The organism is Natrinema halophilum (assembly GCF_013402815.2).
In the GTDB taxonomy this organism is placed as follows: Archaea; Halobacteriota; Halobacteria; order Halobacteriales; family Natrialbaceae; genus Natrinema; species Natrinema halophilum.
This window is the reverse complement of sequence record NZ_CP058601.1, coordinates 3962273-3983175: the sequence shown is the minus strand read 5'-3', so window position 1 is coordinate 3983175 and position 20903 is coordinate 3962273. Positions and strand designations below refer to the sequence as shown.

The 20903-nt window shown below is 55.5% G+C and carries 15 protein-coding genes; 8 read left to right on the top strand and 7 right to left on the bottom strand.

What is annotated here, in order from left to right; translation table 11 throughout:
- Nucleotides 1-90: 90 nt before the first annotated feature.
- Genes HYG82_RS39925 through HYG82_RS39905 form a run of 5 tightly spaced genes read left to right on the top strand, consistent with a single transcriptional unit; the run spans nucleotide 91 to nucleotide 6547 of the window.
- On the top strand, nucleotides 91-1491 hold the full coding sequence (locus HYG82_RS39925) for a nucleotide sugar dehydrogenase (RefSeq protein ID WP_179263581.1): 1401 nt from the start codon (nucleotides 91-93) through the stop codon (nucleotides 1489-1491).
- The gene (locus tag HYG82_RS39920; protein WP_179263579.1) at nucleotides 1491-2534 is read left to right on the top strand and encodes a glycosyltransferase family 2 protein; all 1044 of its coding nucleotides are present in this window, start codon (nucleotides 1491-1493) and stop codon (nucleotides 2532-2534) included. The genes HYG82_RS39925 and HYG82_RS39920 overlap by 1 nt, the downstream gene beginning before the upstream one ends.
- Nucleotides 2534-3604, top strand: a complete 1071-nt coding sequence (locus tag HYG82_RS39915; protein ID WP_179263577.1) for a DUF354 domain-containing protein — start codon at nucleotides 2534-2536, stop codon at nucleotides 3602-3604. The genes HYG82_RS39920 and HYG82_RS39915 overlap by 1 nt, the downstream gene beginning before the upstream one ends.
- Nucleotides 3605-3606: 2 nt before the next feature.
- On the top strand, nucleotides 3607-4569 hold the full coding sequence (locus tag HYG82_RS39910; protein ID WP_179263575.1) for a glycosyltransferase: 963 nt from the start codon (nucleotides 3607-3609) through the stop codon (nucleotides 4567-4569).
- Nucleotides 4559-6547, top strand: a complete 1989-nt coding sequence (locus HYG82_RS39905) for a glycosyltransferase family protein (RefSeq protein ID WP_179263573.1) — start codon at nucleotides 4559-4561, stop codon at nucleotides 6545-6547. Before HYG82_RS39910 ends, HYG82_RS39905 begins: the two co-directional genes overlap by 11 nt.
- A 660-nt stretch (nucleotides 6548-7207) precedes the next feature.
- On the opposite strand, the gene HYG82_RS39900 is transcribed toward HYG82_RS39905, so the two are convergent.
- Nucleotides 7208-8197 (bottom strand): DUF1616 domain-containing protein, encoded by a 990-nt coding sequence (locus tag HYG82_RS39900; RefSeq protein WP_179263571.1) that lies wholly within the window; start codon nucleotides 8195-8197, stop codon nucleotides 7208-7210.
- 391 nt (nucleotides 8198-8588) lie between these two features.
- Here HYG82_RS39900 and HYG82_RS39895 point away from each other — a divergent pair, with 391 nt between their 5' ends.
- Nucleotides 8589-9221 (top strand): DUF7344 domain-containing protein, encoded by a 633-nt coding sequence (locus HYG82_RS39895; protein WP_179263569.1) that lies wholly within the window; start codon nucleotides 8589-8591, stop codon nucleotides 9219-9221.
- 15 nt (nucleotides 9222-9236) lie between these two features.
- On the opposite strand, the gene HYG82_RS39890 is transcribed toward HYG82_RS39895, so the two are convergent.
- Nucleotides 9237-9782, bottom strand: a complete 546-nt coding sequence (locus HYG82_RS39890) for a hypothetical protein (protein WP_235217759.1) — start codon at nucleotides 9780-9782, stop codon at nucleotides 9237-9239.
- Between the two features lie 161 nt (nucleotides 9783-9943).
- A complete protein-coding gene (locus HYG82_RS39885; protein ID WP_179263567.1) occupies nucleotides 9944-11635 on the bottom strand; it encodes an asparagine synthetase B family protein in 1692 nt (563 codons plus the stop codon).
- A 253-nt stretch (nucleotides 11636-11888) separates the two neighbouring features.
- Between HYG82_RS39885 and HYG82_RS39880 the strand changes: the two genes are divergently transcribed.
- Nucleotides 11889-13214 (top strand): polysaccharide deacetylase family protein, encoded by a 1326-nt coding sequence (locus tag HYG82_RS39880; protein WP_179263564.1) that lies wholly within the window; start codon nucleotides 11889-11891, stop codon nucleotides 13212-13214.
- A gap of 211 nt (nucleotides 13215-13425) precedes the next feature.
- Here HYG82_RS39880 and HYG82_RS39875 read toward each other — a convergent pair whose 3' ends face one another.
- Both HYG82_RS39875 and HYG82_RS39870 read right to left on the bottom strand, forming a co-directional pair.
- A complete protein-coding gene (locus HYG82_RS39875) occupies nucleotides 13426-14559 on the bottom strand; it encodes a M14 family metallopeptidase (protein WP_235217758.1) in 1134 nt (377 codons plus the stop codon).
- 172 nt (nucleotides 14560-14731) lie between these two features.
- Entirely contained in the window at nucleotides 14732-15736 is a 1005-nt protein-coding gene (locus tag HYG82_RS39870; protein ID WP_179263560.1) for a glycosyltransferase family 2 protein, read from the bottom strand.
- 226 nt (nucleotides 15737-15962) lie between these two features.
- On the opposite strand from HYG82_RS39870, the gene HYG82_RS39865 reads away from it, so the two are divergent.
- Nucleotides 15963-17219, top strand: coding sequence for a polysaccharide deacetylase family protein (locus HYG82_RS39865; RefSeq protein WP_179263558.1), 1257 nt, complete (start codon nucleotides 15963-15965; stop codon nucleotides 17217-17219).
- A gap of 233 nt (nucleotides 17220-17452) precedes the next feature.
- On the opposite strand, the gene HYG82_RS39860 is transcribed toward HYG82_RS39865, so the two are convergent.
- Nucleotides 17453-19090: an oligosaccharide flippase family protein gene (locus HYG82_RS39860; protein WP_179263556.1), complete on the bottom strand. Its 1638-nt coding sequence runs from the start codon at nucleotides 19088-19090 to the stop codon at nucleotides 17453-17455.
- A gap of 189 nt (nucleotides 19091-19279) precedes the next feature.
- Nucleotides 19280-20875 (bottom strand): right-handed parallel beta-helix repeat-containing protein, encoded by a 1596-nt coding sequence (locus tag HYG82_RS39855; RefSeq protein ID WP_235217757.1) that lies wholly within the window; start codon nucleotides 20873-20875, stop codon nucleotides 19280-19282.
- Nucleotides 20876-20903 lie beyond the last annotated feature (28 nt).

Below are 20903 nucleotides of genomic sequence, written 5' to 3'. Positions count from 1 at the left end.
GACGCACGTCCCCGCGATTGCGGGTGCAACGATACCGAACGGTCACCGTCACACGACCGAGTGCGGCGGGGCAGCGACAATGCATCACTCATGACCACAATAATCAGCGACACGGAGAAGCGAGCAGACGATCGAGAGAACGACCTTCATGCGATCGAAACAAATCACGACGGAACAACCCTCGAGCATCCGTCGGATCAGTCGACGCGTGAAGCGACGATCTGTGTCGTCGGGCTTGGCTACGTCGGACTGCCACTCGCGGTCGGGTTCGCGCAGTCAAACTACCGCGTCATCGGGTACGATATCGACGAAACGACGGTAAAGAGACTGCAATCGGGTACCGACACAACCGGTGACCTCTCGGACGAAGCAATTCAAGACGACGACATAGCGTACACCGCGGACGCATCCGAAATCAGTGAAGCCGATTACGTCATCATCACCGTTCCGACACCGATCGACGACGACGACCGGCCTGATCTCAGTTATATCGAAAGCGCGGCGACCACTGTCGGCTCCAAGATGGACCCAGGAACGACAGTTATCCTCGAATCGACCGTCTATCCGGGCTCGACACACGAAGTTCTCATTCCCGCACTCGAAACTGCATCCGATCTGACGGCAGGCGAGGATTTCTTCGTCGGGTACTCACCGGAGCGTGCAACACCAGCTGATGGCGAACACGGACTCGAGAACGTGGTTAAAGTCGTCAGCGCACAGTCCGACAAAGTTCTCGACGACGTAGCGGCGTTGTACGAATCCATCGTCGACGCCGGAGTTCACCGCGCTCCCTCGATCGAGGTTGCTGAGGCCTGCAAAGTCATCGAGAACATCCAGCGTGACGTCAACATCGCACTCATGAACGAATTCTCGATGATCTTCGAGCAGTTGGGACTTGATACGCGCGAGGTACTCGAGGCGGCGGGGACGAAGTGGAACTTCCACGACTACCGACCTGGACTCGTTGGCGGCCACTGTATTCCAGTCGACCCGTACTTCTTCGCTCATCGGGCAAAACGCGCCGGGGCAAATCCGGATCTGACGCTTACGAGCCGGGAGGTAAATGAATCGATGTCGAACCACGTCGCCGAGTTGACGATCAAAGCATTAAACCAGTGCAACAAGACGCTACGAGAGAGTCGCGTTTTGGTTCTCGGGCTGACGTACAAGTCGAACGTCAGCGACATCCGGAGTTCGAAAGTGGCCGACGTCGTCGACGACCTTCGTGAGTTCGATATCGAGGTTACGGGGTACGATCCGTACGCCGACCCTGCGGCAGTCCGAGAATCGTTCGGCATCGACGTTCAGGAAGCGTTATCGCTCGATGGGTTCGACGCCGTTGTTCTTACCACCTCACACACGGCGTTCGAGCACATCGAAATAGACGACATCGCGGCTGCTCACGACGACGACGTCGCCCTGATAGACGTCGCAGGTTCGTTCGAACCGGAAGACGCAGCGGATGTCGAGGTCGTCTACCGCAGTCTATAATGTACCGTAGACACACGATTGGCGTGATCGTCCCGGCGTACAACGAGGAGGGCCACATCGGCGATGTCCTCGCGACGATACCCGACTTCGTTGATCGCATATACGCCGTCGACGACCACTCGGTCGACGGAACCTGGCGGATCATACAGGAGTACGCGGCGGCCTCGAGGCAGGCGGATGAAGGGACTGACGAGACCGACGCGTACGAAACGAGCGAACGCATACGGACCTCGCTCCCTGACGGCGGCGCCGTCGTCGGATCGAAGATAGTCCCTATTCGCCATACAGAGAACAAAGGTGCTGGTGGCGCACTCCGGACCGGTTACATCCACGCACGGGACGATGGCGTCGACATTGCAGTCACGATGGACGCGGACGGCCAGATGGATCCTGATCAGCTCCCGACGCTGCTGGATCCCATCGTGGAAGGCGACGCCGACTACGCGAAGGGAAACCGGCTCGCTGATCAACTCTCTCGGCGGGAGATGCCCCCGTTCCGGTTGTTCGGCAACTGGTTACTGACCCAGCTCACGAAGATAGCAAGCGGGTACTGGCGGCTGCAAGATCCCCAGAACGGATACACTGCGATTTCACACGAAGCGCTGTCAGCAGTCGACATCGAGTCGCTTCCGGACGACCATGATTACCCGAACGATTTGCTCGTTCGGTTGAACATCGCGGGAATGCGCGTCGCTGATGTGTCGATGCCGGCCGTATACGATGACGAGGAGAGTACGATCGAGTATCGAACGTTCGTTCCGTTGACGTCGGTAACACTGCTCCGGGGCTTCTGTCGACGGATGTGGGCCCAGTTTGCGACCGACCGGCGCCACCCCGCCGTCATCTGTTATACGTCGGGGATCACCGCACTGGCTAGCGCCGTCGCGATCACGTCCATCAGCGTTATGAACGTGATAAACGGAGAGCCATCCGTCCGCGAGCCGATGGCGGCTGTATTTACGTTTCTGGCAAGTGCCGGACTCCTTCTGGTCGCGATGCAAGTCGACGCTCGTGACAACGCAAAAATGGGGGTGCGTCGGTAATGCGTGTCATTGTAACGATCCAGCACCCTGGCCACGTTCACTTCTTTAAACACGCGATTCGGGAACTCGAATCGCTGGGTCACGAGATATGCGTCTTCGCGCGCGAAAACGAAGTGACAGTCGAACTACTCGAGCGAGCCGAGGTCGATCACGAGGTGCTGGCCGGAGAATCGAACTCGCTGTTCTCGCTTGCGGCGGTGCAGGCGACATACGAGGCTCGGCTTTTGCGCCGAGCGCGGCGATTACAGCCGGACGTGATCACGGCGATAGGTGGTGTTGCCGCCTCTCACGTAGCATCAGTGGTCGGTGCGACGAGCGTCGTCTTCTACGACACGGAGCATGCGAAGATCATCAAGAATCTCGCGTATCCGTTCGCCGATATCGTTTGTACGCCGGACTGCTATCAAGGCGACATTGGTGCGAAGCAGTATCGGTACCCCGGATATCACGAACTCGCATACTTACATCCGAACCGGTTCAAACCCGACCCCTCCGTCCTCGACGATATCGGATTGACGCCGAACGACACAATCGTCGTGATGCGTCTGAGCAGTTGGGACTCCTCTCACGACATTGGGCAAGGCGGATTCGACAATCCTATCGACGTCGTCGACCGCCTCGAGGCCGCTGGCGCAACCGTCTTGCTCACCTCAGAGGTCGATCTGCCGGCCAAACTCGAGCCTTACCGGTACAATCTGGCGCCCGATCGGATGCACGATTTGCTGGCCTACGCGGACTGCTTCGTCGGCGAAGGGGCAACGATGGCAGCCGAGGCAGCGATTCTCGGCACCCCGGCAGTGTATGTGAATACACTTTCGCTGGGATACATGACCGAACTCGATCAGGAGTACGGACTGGTGTTCAGCTACAACGGTGCGGATCGTCATGCTCGCTCGCTCGAGCGGGCGGTCTCGATTATCGAGGACGATGACCAGTCGACGTGGCAGCGCCGTCGCGATCGGCTTCTCGCCGATCAAGTCGATGTGACCGACGTCATCGTCCGCAAGGTCGAGATGGCCGGCGCCGAAGCGAGCTCGAATCGATCGGCACCCACACCGAACCCAGGATAAGAATGCACATTCTTCATCTCATCACATCGACGCGTTCGTTTTTCGAACAGCAGATCGCGGTCCTCGAGGACCGGGGCATCGAGTGTACCGTCATCGGCGTTCCCGGGGATTACAGCGCTGAGTCGCCGCGGACGCCGCTCGATTACCTGCGATTTTACCCCCAGGTGCTTTCCCACGTTTTGTCAGACGAATATGACCTCGTGCACGGCCATTACGGGCTAGTTGCACCGTTCCTGATCGCACAGCCGGTCCGTCCTGTCGTCTTGACACTGTGGGGAACCGACGTGATGAGTGATATGGGATGGCTCCGGCGGATTAGCCGATATGGTGCCCGGTTCGCCGACGCAACGATCGTCCCAAGTCCGGTGATGTCTCGAGAACTCGATGTCGATCACGTGGAGATTCCCTTTGGAGTCGATACGAATCAGTTCCGGCCGATCCCCCGCGACCAGGCCCGCGAGCGAGTTGGGTGGGATACCGACGACCGAATCGCACTGTTTCCGTACGACCCGAGTCGGGACGTCAAGGACTTTCAGCGGGCCGAACGCGTCGTCGATCGGGCCAACGCCGATCTCGAAGTGCGAACGATCGATGAGGTTCCCTACGAAGAGATGCCCTACTACATGAACGCAAGCGACGTTCTTCTCGTGACCTCGCGGCGTGAGAGCGGCCCGATGGTCGTCAAGGAAGCCGCCGCCTGTAACGTCCCGATCGTCTCGACCGCCGTCGGCTTCGTCCGCCGGACAATCGACGACGTCGATAACTGCATCGTGGGTACGACCGACGATGAATTGATCACCGGCCTCGAGTGCGTACTCGACGGCACTCGACGGACGAACGGCCGAGACGTAATCGATGGGCTCGGTCTCGAGTCTATGGGTGATCGCGTCCTCGACGTGTACCGTCGCGTTCTCGATAGAGCCGACGGAGCGACCCCTCAAATGGAGGTTAGTCATGAAATATAGCTCGTTGTCGGAACTGCGCCCGTTGCGACTCGATACTCTCGCGGCGATCGGGGGGTTGCTGATCGCCCTCGTACTGTTACCGTTGCGGATGTTTGCTTCGCAGATATATCTGAATACAGTCCCGATCATCCTCGGTACTGCCTGCACGCTTTACCTCCTGTCCCTGTACCAGCAAAACGAGGAGGGAACGTACCTGACGTTTCCGTCCACGGTGACGATGGCGTTGCCGAGCATCGTCTTCGTTGGCCTCGCGGGGCTCGTCACGCTATCCGTCGTCCAGGGCGAGCGAACGCTGCTGTTTTTCGTTGGGTCGGGTATCGTGGGGACGCTCGTAGTCGCTCAGATCGTCTTCGCAAGCGACCAGGATCTCAATCCCGGCCTGCTGCTTCTCCAAATCGTCCTCTTTGCGGCCGTCTTCCGGTTCACCGCACTATACGTAACACAGGGGTATATCGGGATCGACATCTGGACGCACACTAGACTCATTCAGTCACTCGTTTCTGAGGGATCACTGAATGCTATCTCCGAGAATAAGCATTACGCCTCGCCGTTTTATCACTTGATGGTTGCGACCTCGTCGATTCTGTATGATGTCCCTATCCGAAGCGCACTGTACCTCTCGTTGGGCATCGTACTGACCGTCTCGGTTTTGCTCGTCTACGCGACGACGAATCTGCTCGTCTCTACCCGGTGGGCGATTCTGGCGACGGCGTTGTACGCCATGGGGAGCCACGTCGCGCGGTGGGGAATGCACATCATCCCCACGAGTCTAGGGTTGGTCTTCTTCCTGGCAGTACTGTACGCGCTTATTCGCGTGATGCGGATCGAGTATACGACTCGGGACTTTTCCTTCCTCGTCCTCCTCAGCGTCGCCGTCATATTCACTCATCAGGTATCGACGTTCATCATGCTCGTGCTGTTACTCGCGGCATTTCTCGCACAACTCGTCTTCGCGATTGGTCCGCTAGGACTTGCACGACTCGACACGAGCGTCTTCCGGACGAAAAAACCGGTCAACCTCATCGGACTCGTCGTCTTCGACGCCGGTCTGACAATTTTCGTCTGGTCGGTAACGCCGTACGGGGACAAAGATTCATTTCTGAAGACTGTTTTGTCATATTTTGAACAGACGGTCAAAGATAGTGCCGGCTTTCTGGCGATCGAAAGCCCAGGTTCATCGGGTTCGGCCGAGGCGGGAGCAGAGACTGCATCGACGCTACTAGATCAGGTCGTCCCCTACGTGGACAATCTCGGTTTCCTGCTCCTGCTTGGCATCACCTTCGTCGGTTGTCTATACGTTCTTCATAGACGACGCGCCGAACAATCCGTATTCACGCTCTTGCTGGCCGCGGCGTTCATGCTCGTGTTCGTTCTCGCTCTACCGATGTTCGGCATCGATAACTTTATTCCGACGCGATGGTTCGCGTTCCTCTTCGCGCCGATGGCGATCCTCGGTGCGGTCGGACTTCGAACGCTCAGGCGAAACCTCTCGCCGAGGGTGGTCGTCGCCGTCCTCCTCGTGGTCGTTCTCATATATCCGGGTGCAATGGCGTTCTCAGCCGAGAGCAACGTCGACAATCCCGTGTTTCCACACCATCACGAGCGCCTCGCGTACGAAGAATCGGAACTCGCTGCGGTCGACTCGATCGGCGAACTCACCGGCCGACCGAAGGCAAGTGAACTCGATCCGAGCCAGGAACTGTACACCGATCACCCCTATCAGACGCTAATCGGACGAACCGGTGCGTACGATCGATATGAGACCAAGCCCGCGACGTTACCAGCGGAGGGCACTCATGAGTACAAATTCACTGTTTATCGATCTCGACAATCGAATCCCGGCACCTACTTCAACGCAACTGACGGGGTCCCAGAAATAACGCAAATCTCCCGATCGGAAATTTGCCGACCTGATCAGGCGACTGTCTATACGAACGGGGATGTCACGCTGTGCACGCCGTCGCCAGCAACCAGGTGAACTACCCCTACCCTACTTACTCGCTTGCAGTTGCTCCTTGAGGGCAGCGTGGGACCGAAGATCTCACGGACCATGCGAACGGGCAGTTCGCGCCCGTAAGCAGATGGGATTTCCTGCTTGTACGACGGTGGCAGTCTCCGTCAGACAGCCTATCAAATTCCGTCGGAATCTGATGAACGCACTTTTCAGGAACCGAAGTGGTTCCCGTCGGGAGCGCAGTCTCCACAGGTCGTTCGAAATGCGCTCCGCGCCTTTCGTGATGATGAGAGAGCAAAGTTCTTTAGAACGACGTTGATTCGGTGCGTCCCGCTCCTACGTGTTTGCTACCTCGAGAAAGAATATTCCACACCGTCGCAAAATCGCGTAGCGGTTTTGTGTCCTGTCAGACCCAGTCTGAGGACCGCGTTCCAATCCCTGTCCGCGATGGACCTACACGACAAACGGGACGTTTCGACCCCGTGAATTCGGGCAGAATAAACACGAAGGGAGGGCGGCCGATCATATAGTTATCCTCGTCAGGCGGTGCAGTCAAGCGAGAGGTCGATTAGTCACCGAATCCTGGTTGGCGGCGTCTGTGTCGCTACCAAAAGCAACGAGACGCGACAACGGTCGTGAGCAGGTGAAAACTTTGCACGACGTAAGCAAGTTCTAGAACTCTATTTAATTCACTTCGATCGGTAGCCGAATAACTCGATACGCATCGTCAGCGGTTGGTTGTGACGACGGACTACCCTCATAGAGCAATAGCAACAACCTGAGGTTCGTTCCCTGCATGTTCGGGGTCACGGTGAGAGTCTGGTTGTGAGTTGCACCATCGGCGACCGTCGACGTTTTTCTTTGCAATTCAGTAGAATTCTGTACGGCCACCTCACCATCATTGTACTGGACTCGCTGGAGCAACACCACCGTTGTGTACGTTTGTTCCTCGTGTTCCTGATTCGTGATCGATATCTGCAAATCACGTCGTTCTCCCGCAGTGAATGACGAATCGTAAATTACGTCGTTACCATTGGTGACGTTTTCCGTCGCAACGGAAAACTCAGTGAAACCATCACCCTGGGGCGGGTTCGCTACAGCATATCCACCGCTTGCTGCTAATAGTATCAAACTGACGATGATTGCGACGTTGTAGGGCGTAGTGTCAATTCGGTTGAAGCCGTTCGGCCGTGATTGAGTAAAGAACGGAAGCAGTGTCGAAACCGAGGGAGCGAAGCGTCGGTCGGGAGGACACTGATAGCGAGCTCCAATCGCAAGGAGCGCGAGAAAAACGGTGAGCACTGAAAGACCGGAGAGTACCGTTTCGGCGTTCAAACCCCTAGGGGTTATGGCTGCGAGAAGGGCAATCGCTGGAACGAGCGCTACACTAAATACAACAGACATAATAACGCGTTCAACCGACTCGAGTCCGCCAGTAACTAACAGTGGATTCCCAAGCCCAGTTTTCTCCTCATCGAAGGATTGGTATTCGTCGTCTGGTTTGTCCGGGAAGAGGGCTGAAACGAGAGTATAGCCGGGAAAGAAAAGAAGGAGTGGCATCGCCAGGAGCACTCGTATCACGCCATCTATGTCCGAAATAAGCCCGAAAGTGGTAGCGCCTGTTGCCGCGATAATGACTGCCTGATCGAAAAACCACCACTGATTATCGCTCATTTTGTCGTTTCTATGGGCGAAGGCCGGTTTATTATCGCTAAGATAAGCCAAACTCTGATGGGTCGGTCTGACGCCAGTCTGACGATGAGGTATAACTAACTCGACACAGATTCCTTCCAACGTACTGTTTCCACATTCTTGATTGTACACTCACGTGCAATATATAGAAATTCAGGTTCAAAATGAGAAATTACTGCAAACCATAATTTCGAAATTAATACCCCTACCCATATTCCGAAAATCCAGACAATGGGAGATTTGGGCAGTATAACGGAGATATAAAATAACGAAAAAAGAAATCAAGCTTTATGAAATTGGCTAAAGTGTGTATTACACAGATACACTGTTTCGATACTTTATTACCCACTTCTGAGAACAGAAGACTGGTGCAATGAAAGCGAAACATATCAGCTCAAAGGAAAAGGAGGGGAAAGGTGCGGACGACGAGGCTCAGGGTGCGGACGACGAGGCTCAGGGTGCAAACGACGAGGCTGATAGTCCCGCTGAAGAGCCTGCATTTTCGAAAGACGAAATCTTTCATCTCCTGCAAAACGAACGACGGCGGATGGTCCTCCGATATCTTCGGGGGACAGAGGGACCTGTTCGCATGCGTGATGTAGCAGAACAGGTCGCAGCGTGGGAACACGATACGACCGTCGAAGAGCTCACCTCAACGCAACGCCAGCGCGTCTACATTCCACTCTATCAGTCTCACCTTTCCAAACTCGATGAGGTTGGGGTCATCGACTATCAACAAAACCGGGGGATTGTCGAACGAAAACCCCTCGCTGACCAGTTCGAGAAATACCTCGACCTGGATTCGACTGACGAATCAACACACGACAAAAACTCTGATGAGGGGGAATGGGATGACTACTACATCGGTGCAACGGTCCTGTGCTATGCAGTCTTGCTGGGCGCAGTGATGGAACTTCCGTTTGCTTCGTTCCTTTCCGGCATTGGTCTGAGCGCGTTGATCTTATTCCTCTTTACAATCCTTACTGCAAGTCGAATGCTAAACTGAAGATAGGAGCGGGTGCTAAACGTATCCTGGAACGAACCAGATGGCTGAAGCAGTCGTAAGGAGTGACACCGTCACCGCAAATAACGCAGGGCCCGAGACGAATACCATTACAGTGAGCAAAACGCTGATCGAGGCTATCGCGAGCAAAGCCGGAAAGAGTAATCGCGTGGTGTTCGAACGAGCAGAATCACGATCGACGATCCCTTGCGTTTCATCGAAATCGATCGCTTGTGAAGCGTCGAGCGCAGGCAGGCGATCCTCGTGTAGCCGTTTGTGAACCGCAGCCCACGTTTCGATAGAAGCACGTCGTGGTTCGATCAACGTATCGGTCACCTCATCGACGGTCACAGGCATGTTCATCTCGTCGAGAGTGGAGAGAAGAACAGTATCGGATTCTGGAAGGTACTCATTGACTCGTCTGGCGTCAGCTTCGTTGCTTTCTACGTGGTCCGTCTGCGGGGGATAATAAATTGTGACTCCTGATGCGGAAGTAGAATCCCCCGAACGCTCCTCGCCAGGAGCGTCCGCCGATGACTGAAACCAGGACGGCGTCAGACGCATATTCCGCGGTAACTGTTCGCGGTACATAAGTATTTTCACGGTTCAGTAATCGAGAACGAAATAAATGGTCGTTAGAGCGGTTTCTGGCCGTAATTTAGTATTCGGGAAGCTGTTTGGAAAAGTATGTATGGGAAAATATATTCTCTGTAGTCGTTTGCACGTTAGACTGTCGACGATTCCGGGTGGCGCAACCATGGAAGCGGCTCAGTCCGAGATTTCGGCCACCATTCGAGCCACTCTCGGAGGTCGTTGACTCTCAGTTTGTGTCTAGCTGGGAGGGGATGAACGTGATCGAAACCGGCCAATAGGTGTTGGTCAAGATCGTATTGTTCGAAAAGAGATTCCCGGTTTGGCCATGGAGGGTCGAATGACGGAAGAAATGGCGTTTTCCGGCGGACGAATCCTTCTACCTCGTTGAGCACCGTCGCTTCGTATGGTCGGTCCGGCGGTCTATGCCGTAGAATATCGCCGTCGATTCGCTTACACGCCTCGAGGAACGTTTCCGTGGTCCGGTGTTCCGGTGGCGTTCGGAGATGCCAGTCAAGCAGGTCGCGATCTGTCGCCAGAAACGGCGTCAGGAAGTGATCGGACAGGTGTGAATGAAACGTCAACGACGGTTGATTCGCGATGCCACAACAGGCGAGTTTGTTCTGTACCGTGTTCGTCCGCCACTCGACCGAATCGAGTTCGTCGGCGATGGCCTGCCTGACAAATGCTTCCGGGTCGACGTCGAAGATCGTTTGTTCGGAAAGTTGAAGACTGGCCTCGCGGGTATAACCGAATTTATCGAGCAACACTTCGACGGGGTCGGGATCTGGATCGAGCCGACCGGTCGGAACGGGTTTGCCGAGAACGTCAACGGTATTATCGGCGGTAAAATGTCCGCGTATAAATGTATCAAAGAGTAGGCCGTGATACATCGTGTCGACACCCATTTCGTCGGTATAACCGCCGTGATGGATGTGTAGCGATTCCTTGATCCCGTGTGTGTATCGCGTCTTCGTTTCGTCCGGGCGAATATATCGCTCATCGGGCGGGAAAGTAGTGTGGATCGAATCGTACTGCGAAGCGAGACGTTTTGCGGTGCGTACCTCTGCTGCATTCGGTGTTCCAACGGTATACGTATGATCGATGTCTGGGATCTGGGAGAGAATAATCCGTGAGTCGTAGCCCGCAGAGAGCAACAGCCCCTTCTGACCGGGCAGCGACGACCGTCGTTGGAGGGCCCGATCGAGTCGATCAGCGAGTTCCGCCACGTAATCGAACTCGCCAGGTCGGTAGACGAACCGGTCGAATGAATCGACAGAGTTCGGCGTGAGCCGGCTGTCGAGTGGCAATCGATGTAAGTCGGTGATTGCGGTCTTCTTACCGAGAGTTACTCCCAAATGAAGGTACTCTAAGAGACTATCCCGGTGAAGCATCGGATCCGAAATAGTTCGTCCAACCGTTGCAGAGTCAGTTCCGAAGACGCGAACCCCCGGCTCGTCAGTATAGAAGCACTCCCGGGACCGTACTGGATCCGTTGCGACAAACGAATCACCGTTGTCAGAGTCGATGACGACGAGATACGATCCGTTGAGCATCTCGAGTGCATCTAACCCGACGGTCTCGAATCGCTCGAAGAGCCAGCGGGCGGCGTTACGTTCACCACCAGGAACGTATGCTTCACCCCAGACGAAGCAGTAGCCGTCGTCACAGTCATACGTAGCGCTCCAACCCGGAGTGCCGAGATCCCGATCTCTAACCCCGACAGTGATGGTCGATCCCCTGAGTACCTCATCGAACTCGGCACTGGATCTAAACCGCTCGAACGTCTCTATTCCGCCAAATACGCCGAAAAGTTCCCTGTTCATCATCGGAGAGTTCCTCATCGACGGCGCACGATAGCGGTTGGAACGACCGACTGCCGAACGTGTCGGCTGAAACACTGACCACCAGACGAAGTTCGCTCACGTACGCCTCTTCGGAAGAACCGTCAATCGAGTTTTCAATAACTATGCTATTGTTAAGCACCGAACTGACCGTTTCCATTCGATCTGCGCAACCGGGTACGCGAACTATTGAATCTATAATAATAGGATCGCTGTCGGTAATTTCGGCTCGCCAATGGTACAGAAACGTGCGTCGCGTAGACGGTTTCTCGCAATCGCTAGTGCGACGGGAATTGCGGGGATGGCGGGCTGTGCAGACCGAATAAATAATCCCGGTGGTAATGGAAATGACAATAACGAATCGAATGATTCGTCGGACAAACAGTCCGTACCCGGACTCACAGACGGGGTTCCAGCGCTCGAAACCAAATTTAACAGCCGAGAACAGTATGGACAACCGGGAGAGTCATTAGATGACTTTAGTAACCTCGATGATTGGACCGTCGGTCAGGGGACGGGCGAAGCAGATACAGAAATCGCATTCGTCGGCGAACAGAGCTTCAAACTTCAGTCAAACGGTACCGAAGACATTGCCGTAGAACGGAGCCTTCAGGGCGAGGATTTGACTGAGAAGGACCTCTCGCTTGCGTTGCGGACGACGACTCCGATGAGAATTACGGTCAATCTACGGATCGTCGACCAATTCGGCAACCAGAAAGTGTATTCTCTTCGGAATATCACGTATCGCTCACCAGACGTTGGCTGGTTCCGTTCGAGTCCCGGCGTCTTCCAGCAATCCTCTGTTGAACCCTCGTTGGATTACCTCGATCGACTCGAGATTCGCGTACTCCACTCCAAACCGGAGGCAGAGGTCTGGTTCGACGATTTGCGTACACACCAGACGGCCGACAACGGGTACGTCATGCTAAGCTGGGACGACGGAATGACCGACTATTACGACACGGCCGCCCCGCTCCACGACGAGTACGGGTTCTCGTCGGTCCAGGCAGTGATTCCAAGACGGGTCGAGCAAGCCAGCGAACAGTATCTGTCGGTCTCGCAGCTTCAGGAGCGTCAGGATGCGGGTGATCAGATCGTTGTCCACGGTACGCACAATCCCATGGCCGAACTGGATGATGAAGAAGCAATTTCAGAGCGGCTTCGGAAGGACAAGCAGTGGTTCCTTGACAACGATTTCGAAGGGGCGAACTACATCGTTCACCCCCACAATAGCTTCGACAAGACGAGCCTCGAACAAACGACGAACTACCACTACTGTGGCGGTTTCAATCAGGCCGGTCACGTAAACATGACGAGCGTCTATGGATTCGATCCGCTGGTGTTGCCACGGACGATCGGGAACAACCTCGATATAGCCAAACAGTGCGTCGATCTTGCCGCACAGCACAACCAGTGTACGATCCTTAACTTCCACAGGTTCGACGCCGACAATACCATGTCCAAGGCTGACTACGAGTCGTTGCTCGAATACATCGATGGAAGCGACATCGAGGTAATCGATTTTGACGACCTATGGAAGCTACGGACGAGCAACAGCTGAGTTATCGCAGTAATCGCCTGATCTAGTCGTAACCTGTTACCGAGCACTACGGGTCATGTTCTCGACGCCCATCGACGGAGCTGAAACGAATTTTGGTGTAAAAGCGAACGCCTGCACAGAAATCAACGATACACTCGATCGTAGTTGCGGAGGTAGTAGTATTCTACGCTCTAACCGCGACTGGATAAGCAGGGACCTGAAGGCGAGCATGTCAACAGCCGAGTGAGAGGGTCACTCTGTCGGTGTCAGTCGATCCGTTCTCAGCAACAACGCGCAACGCGACCGGATAGTTATTCTGGTCGACCGTTACATCGATTTTCTCGCCGGCTTCCTTGAAACTCCCGCCGGAACCGACCTTCCACTCGTAGCAATCGAGGTTGTTGCTGGGTACTTTCGATTGGGAGGCGTCGAGCGTGATCGTTTGCCCTCGATCGAGCGACGATACGGAAGTCCACGTCGGCAAAGGCGTGATTTTCGCGGCCGGTTTGCTACTTGTTGACCCGGTGCTTTCGGTCGTCGTGTCCGTCGATTGGGACTGGGGCTGGGACTGGGACTGCGTCTGGGCGCTGGGTTCTGATTCGTTTACCGTCCCGTTGGGAGACAACTCTTCGGTGAGGAGTCGCTCCACGACCGCCGTGTGCCACTGGACACGTTTTTCGAGAGAGACACCAGAGTAGGTTTCCGCGAGGAACGCTTGGGCACCTAGATCGCGGGATGCCTTGTGGACGAGTAGATCTTGTGGTCTGGCATTTGGTGACGAGAAACCGCCGACTTGAAACGCGAGATCAGGGTCATCTACGTAATTCCGGTTGACGTAGTCAGTAACCCGAGCGGCTTCATTGGAACCCTCGCCCGTAAAAATTGCCTGTCCAACGCCGTTCGATGCATTTCCACCGTAGATACCGGTCGACTCGTGGAGGTCGATAACTACGTCGGGTTCGTACTTCGTGACGACGTCCCAGATAGCTCGTGCGAGTTTTGTACCGGGTGTCCCCCACTCTGGGAACTCACGGTTGAGATTGTGTCCGTGTTCGTCGTTTCTGGTCCCACGTTCGATAGCGACGGCATTTGCCTCGGGAATCGTGACGAGTGTTCCCGTTCCGATCGCCCAGTCGGCGATCTTTCCGGCAGCTTTGTAGCCGGCGACTTCGTTCCCGTGCATTCCGCCGATAACGAAGCCCGTCGGCCCGCTAGGGTCTGACGTCGTCACGTACACCGTCGTCTCCTCGGCCGTTCCCTCACGAATGGCGAATGATTCTCGCGAAACGGAATCCTCATCGCTTTGGGCCGTAGCGCTGGCAACGCCGGCGACACTGGCGCTCGCAACTGCACATCCGCCTGTCATAGCTAATACTGATCGTCGTGGGAGTGTATCTGGAAGTGATTCGGGTCTCATCCGTCCATTTGATGGATAGGGACCCGTTTAAATACAGATGAGATAATCTGAAGAAACAGTACTGTTTCACATATGGATTGGTGCCTGTGAATAAAAAACAGGCACCACAGATAGTTCCAGATCAGAAACGATCAGCAAGAAGGGCAGAGAAGCCTGAAGAAAGCATACGCCGACCGAAGATAGTAGCGATCACCAGAACAGCAAGCGTCACCACAGCCGGAAGTGGTCGCCGTCGAATTCCTACTCCGGCAACCCAGCAAACGCCAGGGTACGTTCGTGGAGAGACCGTTGCCTTACGGAGATGCAATGCACCACGCAGAAATCGTCCTTCCGAGAAGTACCGCTTTGCGAGTATTAGAGCATGGGTCGAGCGGATCTCGTACCCTTTGTCCTCGAAGCGCTCCACTTCGTCCTCATACGACGACAGGTATTCCTTACTGGCGTTCTCGATTACGTCAGCGGGTGGATGGCCGGTCTCTTCACATCGAACAAGCGCGTCGTCGACGTACGCGATTTTTCCTTGCTTGAGGATACGCAGGCAGAACTCTGGATCCTGAAACCGGTCGAGCGTCTCGTCGAACCCGTTGACTTCGTTGGCAACCTCCGTTCGAACGAGCAGCGTCGATCCTGCACTTGGGTGGACATTGCCCGCAAGGATCTCGCCGATGAGTTCTTGGCCACCCTCTCGCGTCGGCACTTCGTCAGCGCGTGCGAGGACGGATGCAGCAACACCTCGAATCCAGCCGTTCGTCCCCGCGAGTTCGTACGCTGTGTCACAGTAGACGCCGACCCAGTCACTCGAGCGTTCTTCGAGCGTTGCGAGTTGGCGCTCGAGTTTCTGGGGATGCCATCGATCATCTGAATCGAGGAAAGCGACGTACTCACCGCGTGCATGGTCGATACCGGTGTTCCTTGCGACGTTTGCACCAAGGTTGGTCGCGTGAACCACCGGCCGTACGCGCGGGTCATCGTACTCGGCGAACACGGACTCGGTGTCGTCGGTCGACCCGTCGTCGACGACGATTACCTCGAGGTCGTCGATCGTCTGATTGAGCGCGCTGTCGATTGCATCGGGAAGCGTTGCTGCTCTGTTATACGTAGGGATAACAACACTGACGCGAGTCATTTAATGTATGATTCCGCTCGAACTCGGATTATTATCACGTAGATAAAGCACGTTACCCGAGTTCGCTGTCGACGTGCTGAGTGACGCGACTTCGGCGACGGCCATCAGTCCACTTTTCGCGAATCAAACAGCCGACTTCCTGTAGGCAAAGCAACTGGCGGTGTACAGCCGACAGGACAAACTAATGACCATATAAGAAAGGGTAAACGGTTCATCAACGCGTTCGATGACGAACCGAAACCGACGATCGTTCGTAAGTACTGTTGCAGCGACTGGAACGCTCGGTCTTGCCGGTTGCCTTTCCCAGTTAGAAGAGTGGCGTGGCGGAAATGGGTCCCAAAATCCATCGAACAAAGATCCAAAGGAACCGAGCGACAATGGGTCGAAACTACCCGGAGAATCGATCGATGGGTTCGAGTCACTCGACGAGTGGTCGGCTATGATCGACGCCGGAACGCTAGAGGCTCGAACCGATGATCCGTATGCTGGGTCGCAGTCGGCCCACCTCACGGCAAGCGAAGGGACCGAAGCAGCGTCCATCTACAAGAGCATTCCCGATGGGATGGACCTGAGCGGAAAGAACGTTTCTGTGGCCGTGAAATTTACCGGCCGCAGACAACTTCGCCTCACGCTCGAACTGTTCGCTCCGAACTCGCGCAACGCCCACGTGCTGCAACGAACGCTCATCGGGCCGTCTGACCGATGGGTTCGGGTGGACTTCGGTATCGGCCGGATCGAAACGCAACCCGATCTGGCGGACGTTCGTCAGATTAGGCTGGCCGCTCGCAGACGTAACGATCAATCCGGTCCAATAGATTGTCAGGTCGACGATCTTCGCGTCGTCGATCGGCCACAGACCGGGAAAGTAATGCTCCTGTTCGACGGGATTCTCGAAAGCCACTACACGAACGCATACGAGAAGATGAAAGGCTACGAATTCCCGGGCGTCGAGTCAGTCATTCCCGCAGCCATCGGCGAAGATGGCAGACTCACGATCGACAAACTCGAGGAACTGAATGACGCAGGCTGGGACATGGCGGCCCGTCCGCGGACCGGATCGAAGTTCCTCCACGAGTTTTCTCCCGATATGCAGAAGGGGAAGATCGAACGGACGAAGAAGCATCTCGAGAAACTCGGGTTCGAGGACGGTGCAAAGCACTTTATTACGCCACGAAACATACTCAGTCCAACCGCTCGCGACCTCGTCGAAGAGTATCACGAGCAGGCGTTTCGATTCGGAGGCGCTCCGAACGCATTACCGCTTACCGACCCGTACAACGTCGGGTTCTTCTCCGGCGCTGCCGGCGAAGAGACGAAACGGTACGTCGACTACGCTGCCAACTACGGCCAGCTCGCGGTATTACAGTTCACGTACATCGATACCGAAGACGGCATCAGTGGAGATGCGTTCAAAAACGTCCTCGAGTACATCGACGGAAAGGACGTCGAGGTCGTAAGCGCAACCGAGTTGTTAGAATCGTAACGTGGGCAGACAGTGATTCGATACGCATCACCGCCGACCGCGGAGTCGCTTCGAAGTACTGTCCGCTGTCGACAGTTTTCGTCGGTAGATTTCTTGCTTCCGCAATACCACTGGTTCTGTGCCGAGTAGATACTCGGGTCGACTCACCGTGCAGTATCCGAACCTGAACGAAGCGTTCAATCGCAAAGCCGTGTGGAACGGGCATTGAAACGCGAACCTCGTCCCTCGCTCCGTTACGGTGCCACGGTCTGTATCCCTGGTTCGAGAATTCCGAACGCGAGACCGGAGAGTAACAGCGAGAGTCCGGCGACGAATAGCAGGCTCTGCAACCAGTTAGGGGACGCCTCGGTACTCTCGCCGCCTACGAGCCACCTGTAGACCTCATCGGCCTTCGCGCCGATCGGATCGGGAAAGGCCGAAAGCACCTCGAACGGCTCGGCCGGGTCCAGTGCACCGACCAGTAACGCAAACGTGACGAATATCAGCAACCCGACGGGCGGAACGACTGCGAGTGCGATCCACGGATTCGTGATCACCGTCGAGAGGGCGAGGATCGGACCAGCCGCGAGAACGGCAGTCAGCGTTGCCCGAACGAGGCGTGCATCTGCGAGCGGATCGAAGCCGACATGGCGGGCGCTCCAGCAGTGAAACAGGAACATCGAACCGTACCCAATACTGGTCGCGATAGCCGCACCTTCCATCCCGAAAGGAGGAATAAGGACGGCGTTGAGTACGAAATTAATCATCGCTGCACCACCGGTGGCCGCGACCGGATACCGAAGCGTCCCCTCCCCTTGCGAAATCGCAAGGATCGGACGAGCAAGCGCGAATCCGAGTGCGCCCGGGAGCAACAACAATAGGGGCGTGATCGCAGGCATGGCTTCGACACCGAAGTAAAGCGGCACTGCGACATCCGCCAATGCCGCTAGTCCGACGGCCATGACGGCCGTCACCAGAAACGTATAGCGCGTCGTCCGAGATGCCAGTTCGGAGATCTCTCGAAGGCGGTTCTGCGACCATAGTTCCGACGTCGAGTGGACGAATACCGTCTGAATCGCCATCGGAACGAACCAGAGAAATTCCGCTATTGTGAGCGCCGCCTTGTAGTTCCCAACCGCTGCACTTTCGCGGAATCTGTGGAGCATCATGATGTCGATGTGATAGAGCGACATCAGTAGGAATATCAACGCGATGCTCATCGAATTGAACGTCAGCATTTTCTTTCGGGGGAATCGTTCCGGAGGACTGCTGAACACGCACGACAACGGGACCTGGCGGTGAACGAGTGTCAGTCCTACTGCGGCGACCAGGAGGCTCGCGATCAGATGTCCCGCGAGTGCCCCCATCACCCCGACACCGGCGTACGTCAATGGAATCGCGATCACGACGAAACCGACTTTATCAAGGATTTTCAGCGGCTCAGAATACCGCTCGAGACCGAATCCCATGAGCGTCTTTCGAGCGTAGTCGCGAAACTGTGCGGAAACGACGAGCGCGGCCAGGACATAAAAATACACTGATAATTCAGATCCAAATGCGGCGGAGACGAGGCCGAATCTGGTCGCAATAACCAGCAACAGGGCGCCGAGGACGGAAAGGAGAACCGCTAATCGAAAGTAAAATCCGACGACATGTTCGCTCCAATTAGCTACGCCGCGGTCTTCGGCAAGGAATTTTCTGACACCATCAGTGATTCCTGAGCTAATGAAGATCATGTAAATCGCGAAAACTGAGAGCAAAATTGCATATTCCCCGAATGCCGATGCGCCAAGGAATCTGTATAGGAGCGGCGTTGAGAGTGCAGTAACAAAGAGAACGATGATTTTTGCACTAACGACTGAGAAGACACCGCTTGCCAGGCTTCTGTTCATAGTTTCACTCTGAGAGACTCAGGCTGCCAGTTGACAGCCACCCTTGCCGACATACACTCATCATCCGACGGGCTCACTATACTAATCGGATGGCAACGACAGGGGTTATTATACGGCGGTTAAACGACCGTGGGAAGCTACTGGGCCCAGTCTCCTCAGAGGGGCGCTCCAGAATAGGCGAGTATCCAACTAGTTGTAGCTGTTCGACCAGGTCGTGACATAATTCGCACCGTAATCACGAATTCCGTCGATTAACTGGTTTTTCTTGAAAGATGGGTTTTGCGACGAGGAGTACAGACACACTGCTTCGTGGCTTCCCGACGACTCGAGGTACGAATCGCGAACGAGCGCGTCGGAACCGATGTCTATGTAGGGATATCGATCGGCACGCAGTTCGCTCTTGTAGACCGTGAAATTGCTTCCCGTATTGACCACGGCGTTTCGGTTCGCACCGTTCCTGCCAGTTTGTTTGACGTCTATGTTGTTGAACCGACAATTATCCCGTTCGCAGCGAATACTATCACGAAAACCGCTTGCATCTCCAGCTTCACCCCTAATCGTCAGGTGCTCCGCGAGTATCGGATCAGTCCGATCGGTGTCCTGAATCCAGAGTGGGTGTCCACCTGCGGTTTCGTGAGTAATCGTCGTGTCAACCAGGGTCGTCTCCCCACAATTCGGAGAAAGGACGACTCCGTGGTTGATTTCTGACCCCCGCACTTCGATTTGAGTGTTTTCGATCCTCGCGCTTTGGCACGTGTTCATCACCGAAATCGCGTGACTCGTTGGCTCCGGAGCCGTGTTCGTGATCGCAGCACCGTAAATCTCGAAGCCGCTTCCGTTTTCGATTCGGATACCCCGCTGGGACCGGTCCTCCGGCCGCATCGAATCGACTTCGACGGTCGGCCACCGAATCTCACTGTTCTGGCCACCGATGCGAACGTTGGCTCCGTTGCAATTCCGGTAGAGCCCCCCATGAACGATGATTTTGCCACTGTTACTCGTCGCATAGAGTCCGTTGTCCGGAAACGCGCCGAGCCAGCAGTGCTTGAATTTGAGCGTTCCCCGATTCTGATTGGCGACGATGCCAGTTGGGCCGCGCCAGCGGTCTCCCGCAGACGGCGTATCGTTGATCCATGCACCGCCGTCGGGCGCCCAAAACTGATCGACGATTCCTGTGCTACTAGAATCGGTAAGGTTGAATCGTCCAGGACCCCACGTACCACTGTCGTGCTGTCCGAGGATCGTTATATTTCGGACCTCTAACCGGTCGGATGCGAACGCTTCGATCGTCCTGATGCCGGTGTTAGATGCTGACTGGTCGATATCAAATCCCTCAAATCGGATGCGCTTTCCTGGGCGATCAGAGAGTCCGAGACGGAATAATCGATATTGCGGGCCAGCGAAATTGTAGTAGTTCGCCGGAACAAGTGTCGCGTTTTGTCCGACGAGTCCGAAGTTATCAAAACCGGTAAACCGAAATTGCTCGTCCATGCGGTACCGTCCCTCAGGAAACACGAGCAGCCTGTCGTCCCCCCGAAGTTCCTCGAGAACAGGCGTAATCGATTCGTTCCCGGTGTCGTCGGCTCCGACATCTGTAACGTCAACGACGGTCCGATAGTCGTCGTAGTACTGTCCGAACGGATCCGATGATGCGCTTGCTGTCGATGCTAATCCGACCGTGGCAGCGCACGCGGCCGCGGTCCCCCTCAAAACCGCCCGCCTCGATTGCTGCTGTGAAGTCGATTCCGCGACTGACTGCCGACGATCACCCCTGCCAGTCGACATATCACGGCCAGAACCGTCACCATTTGAA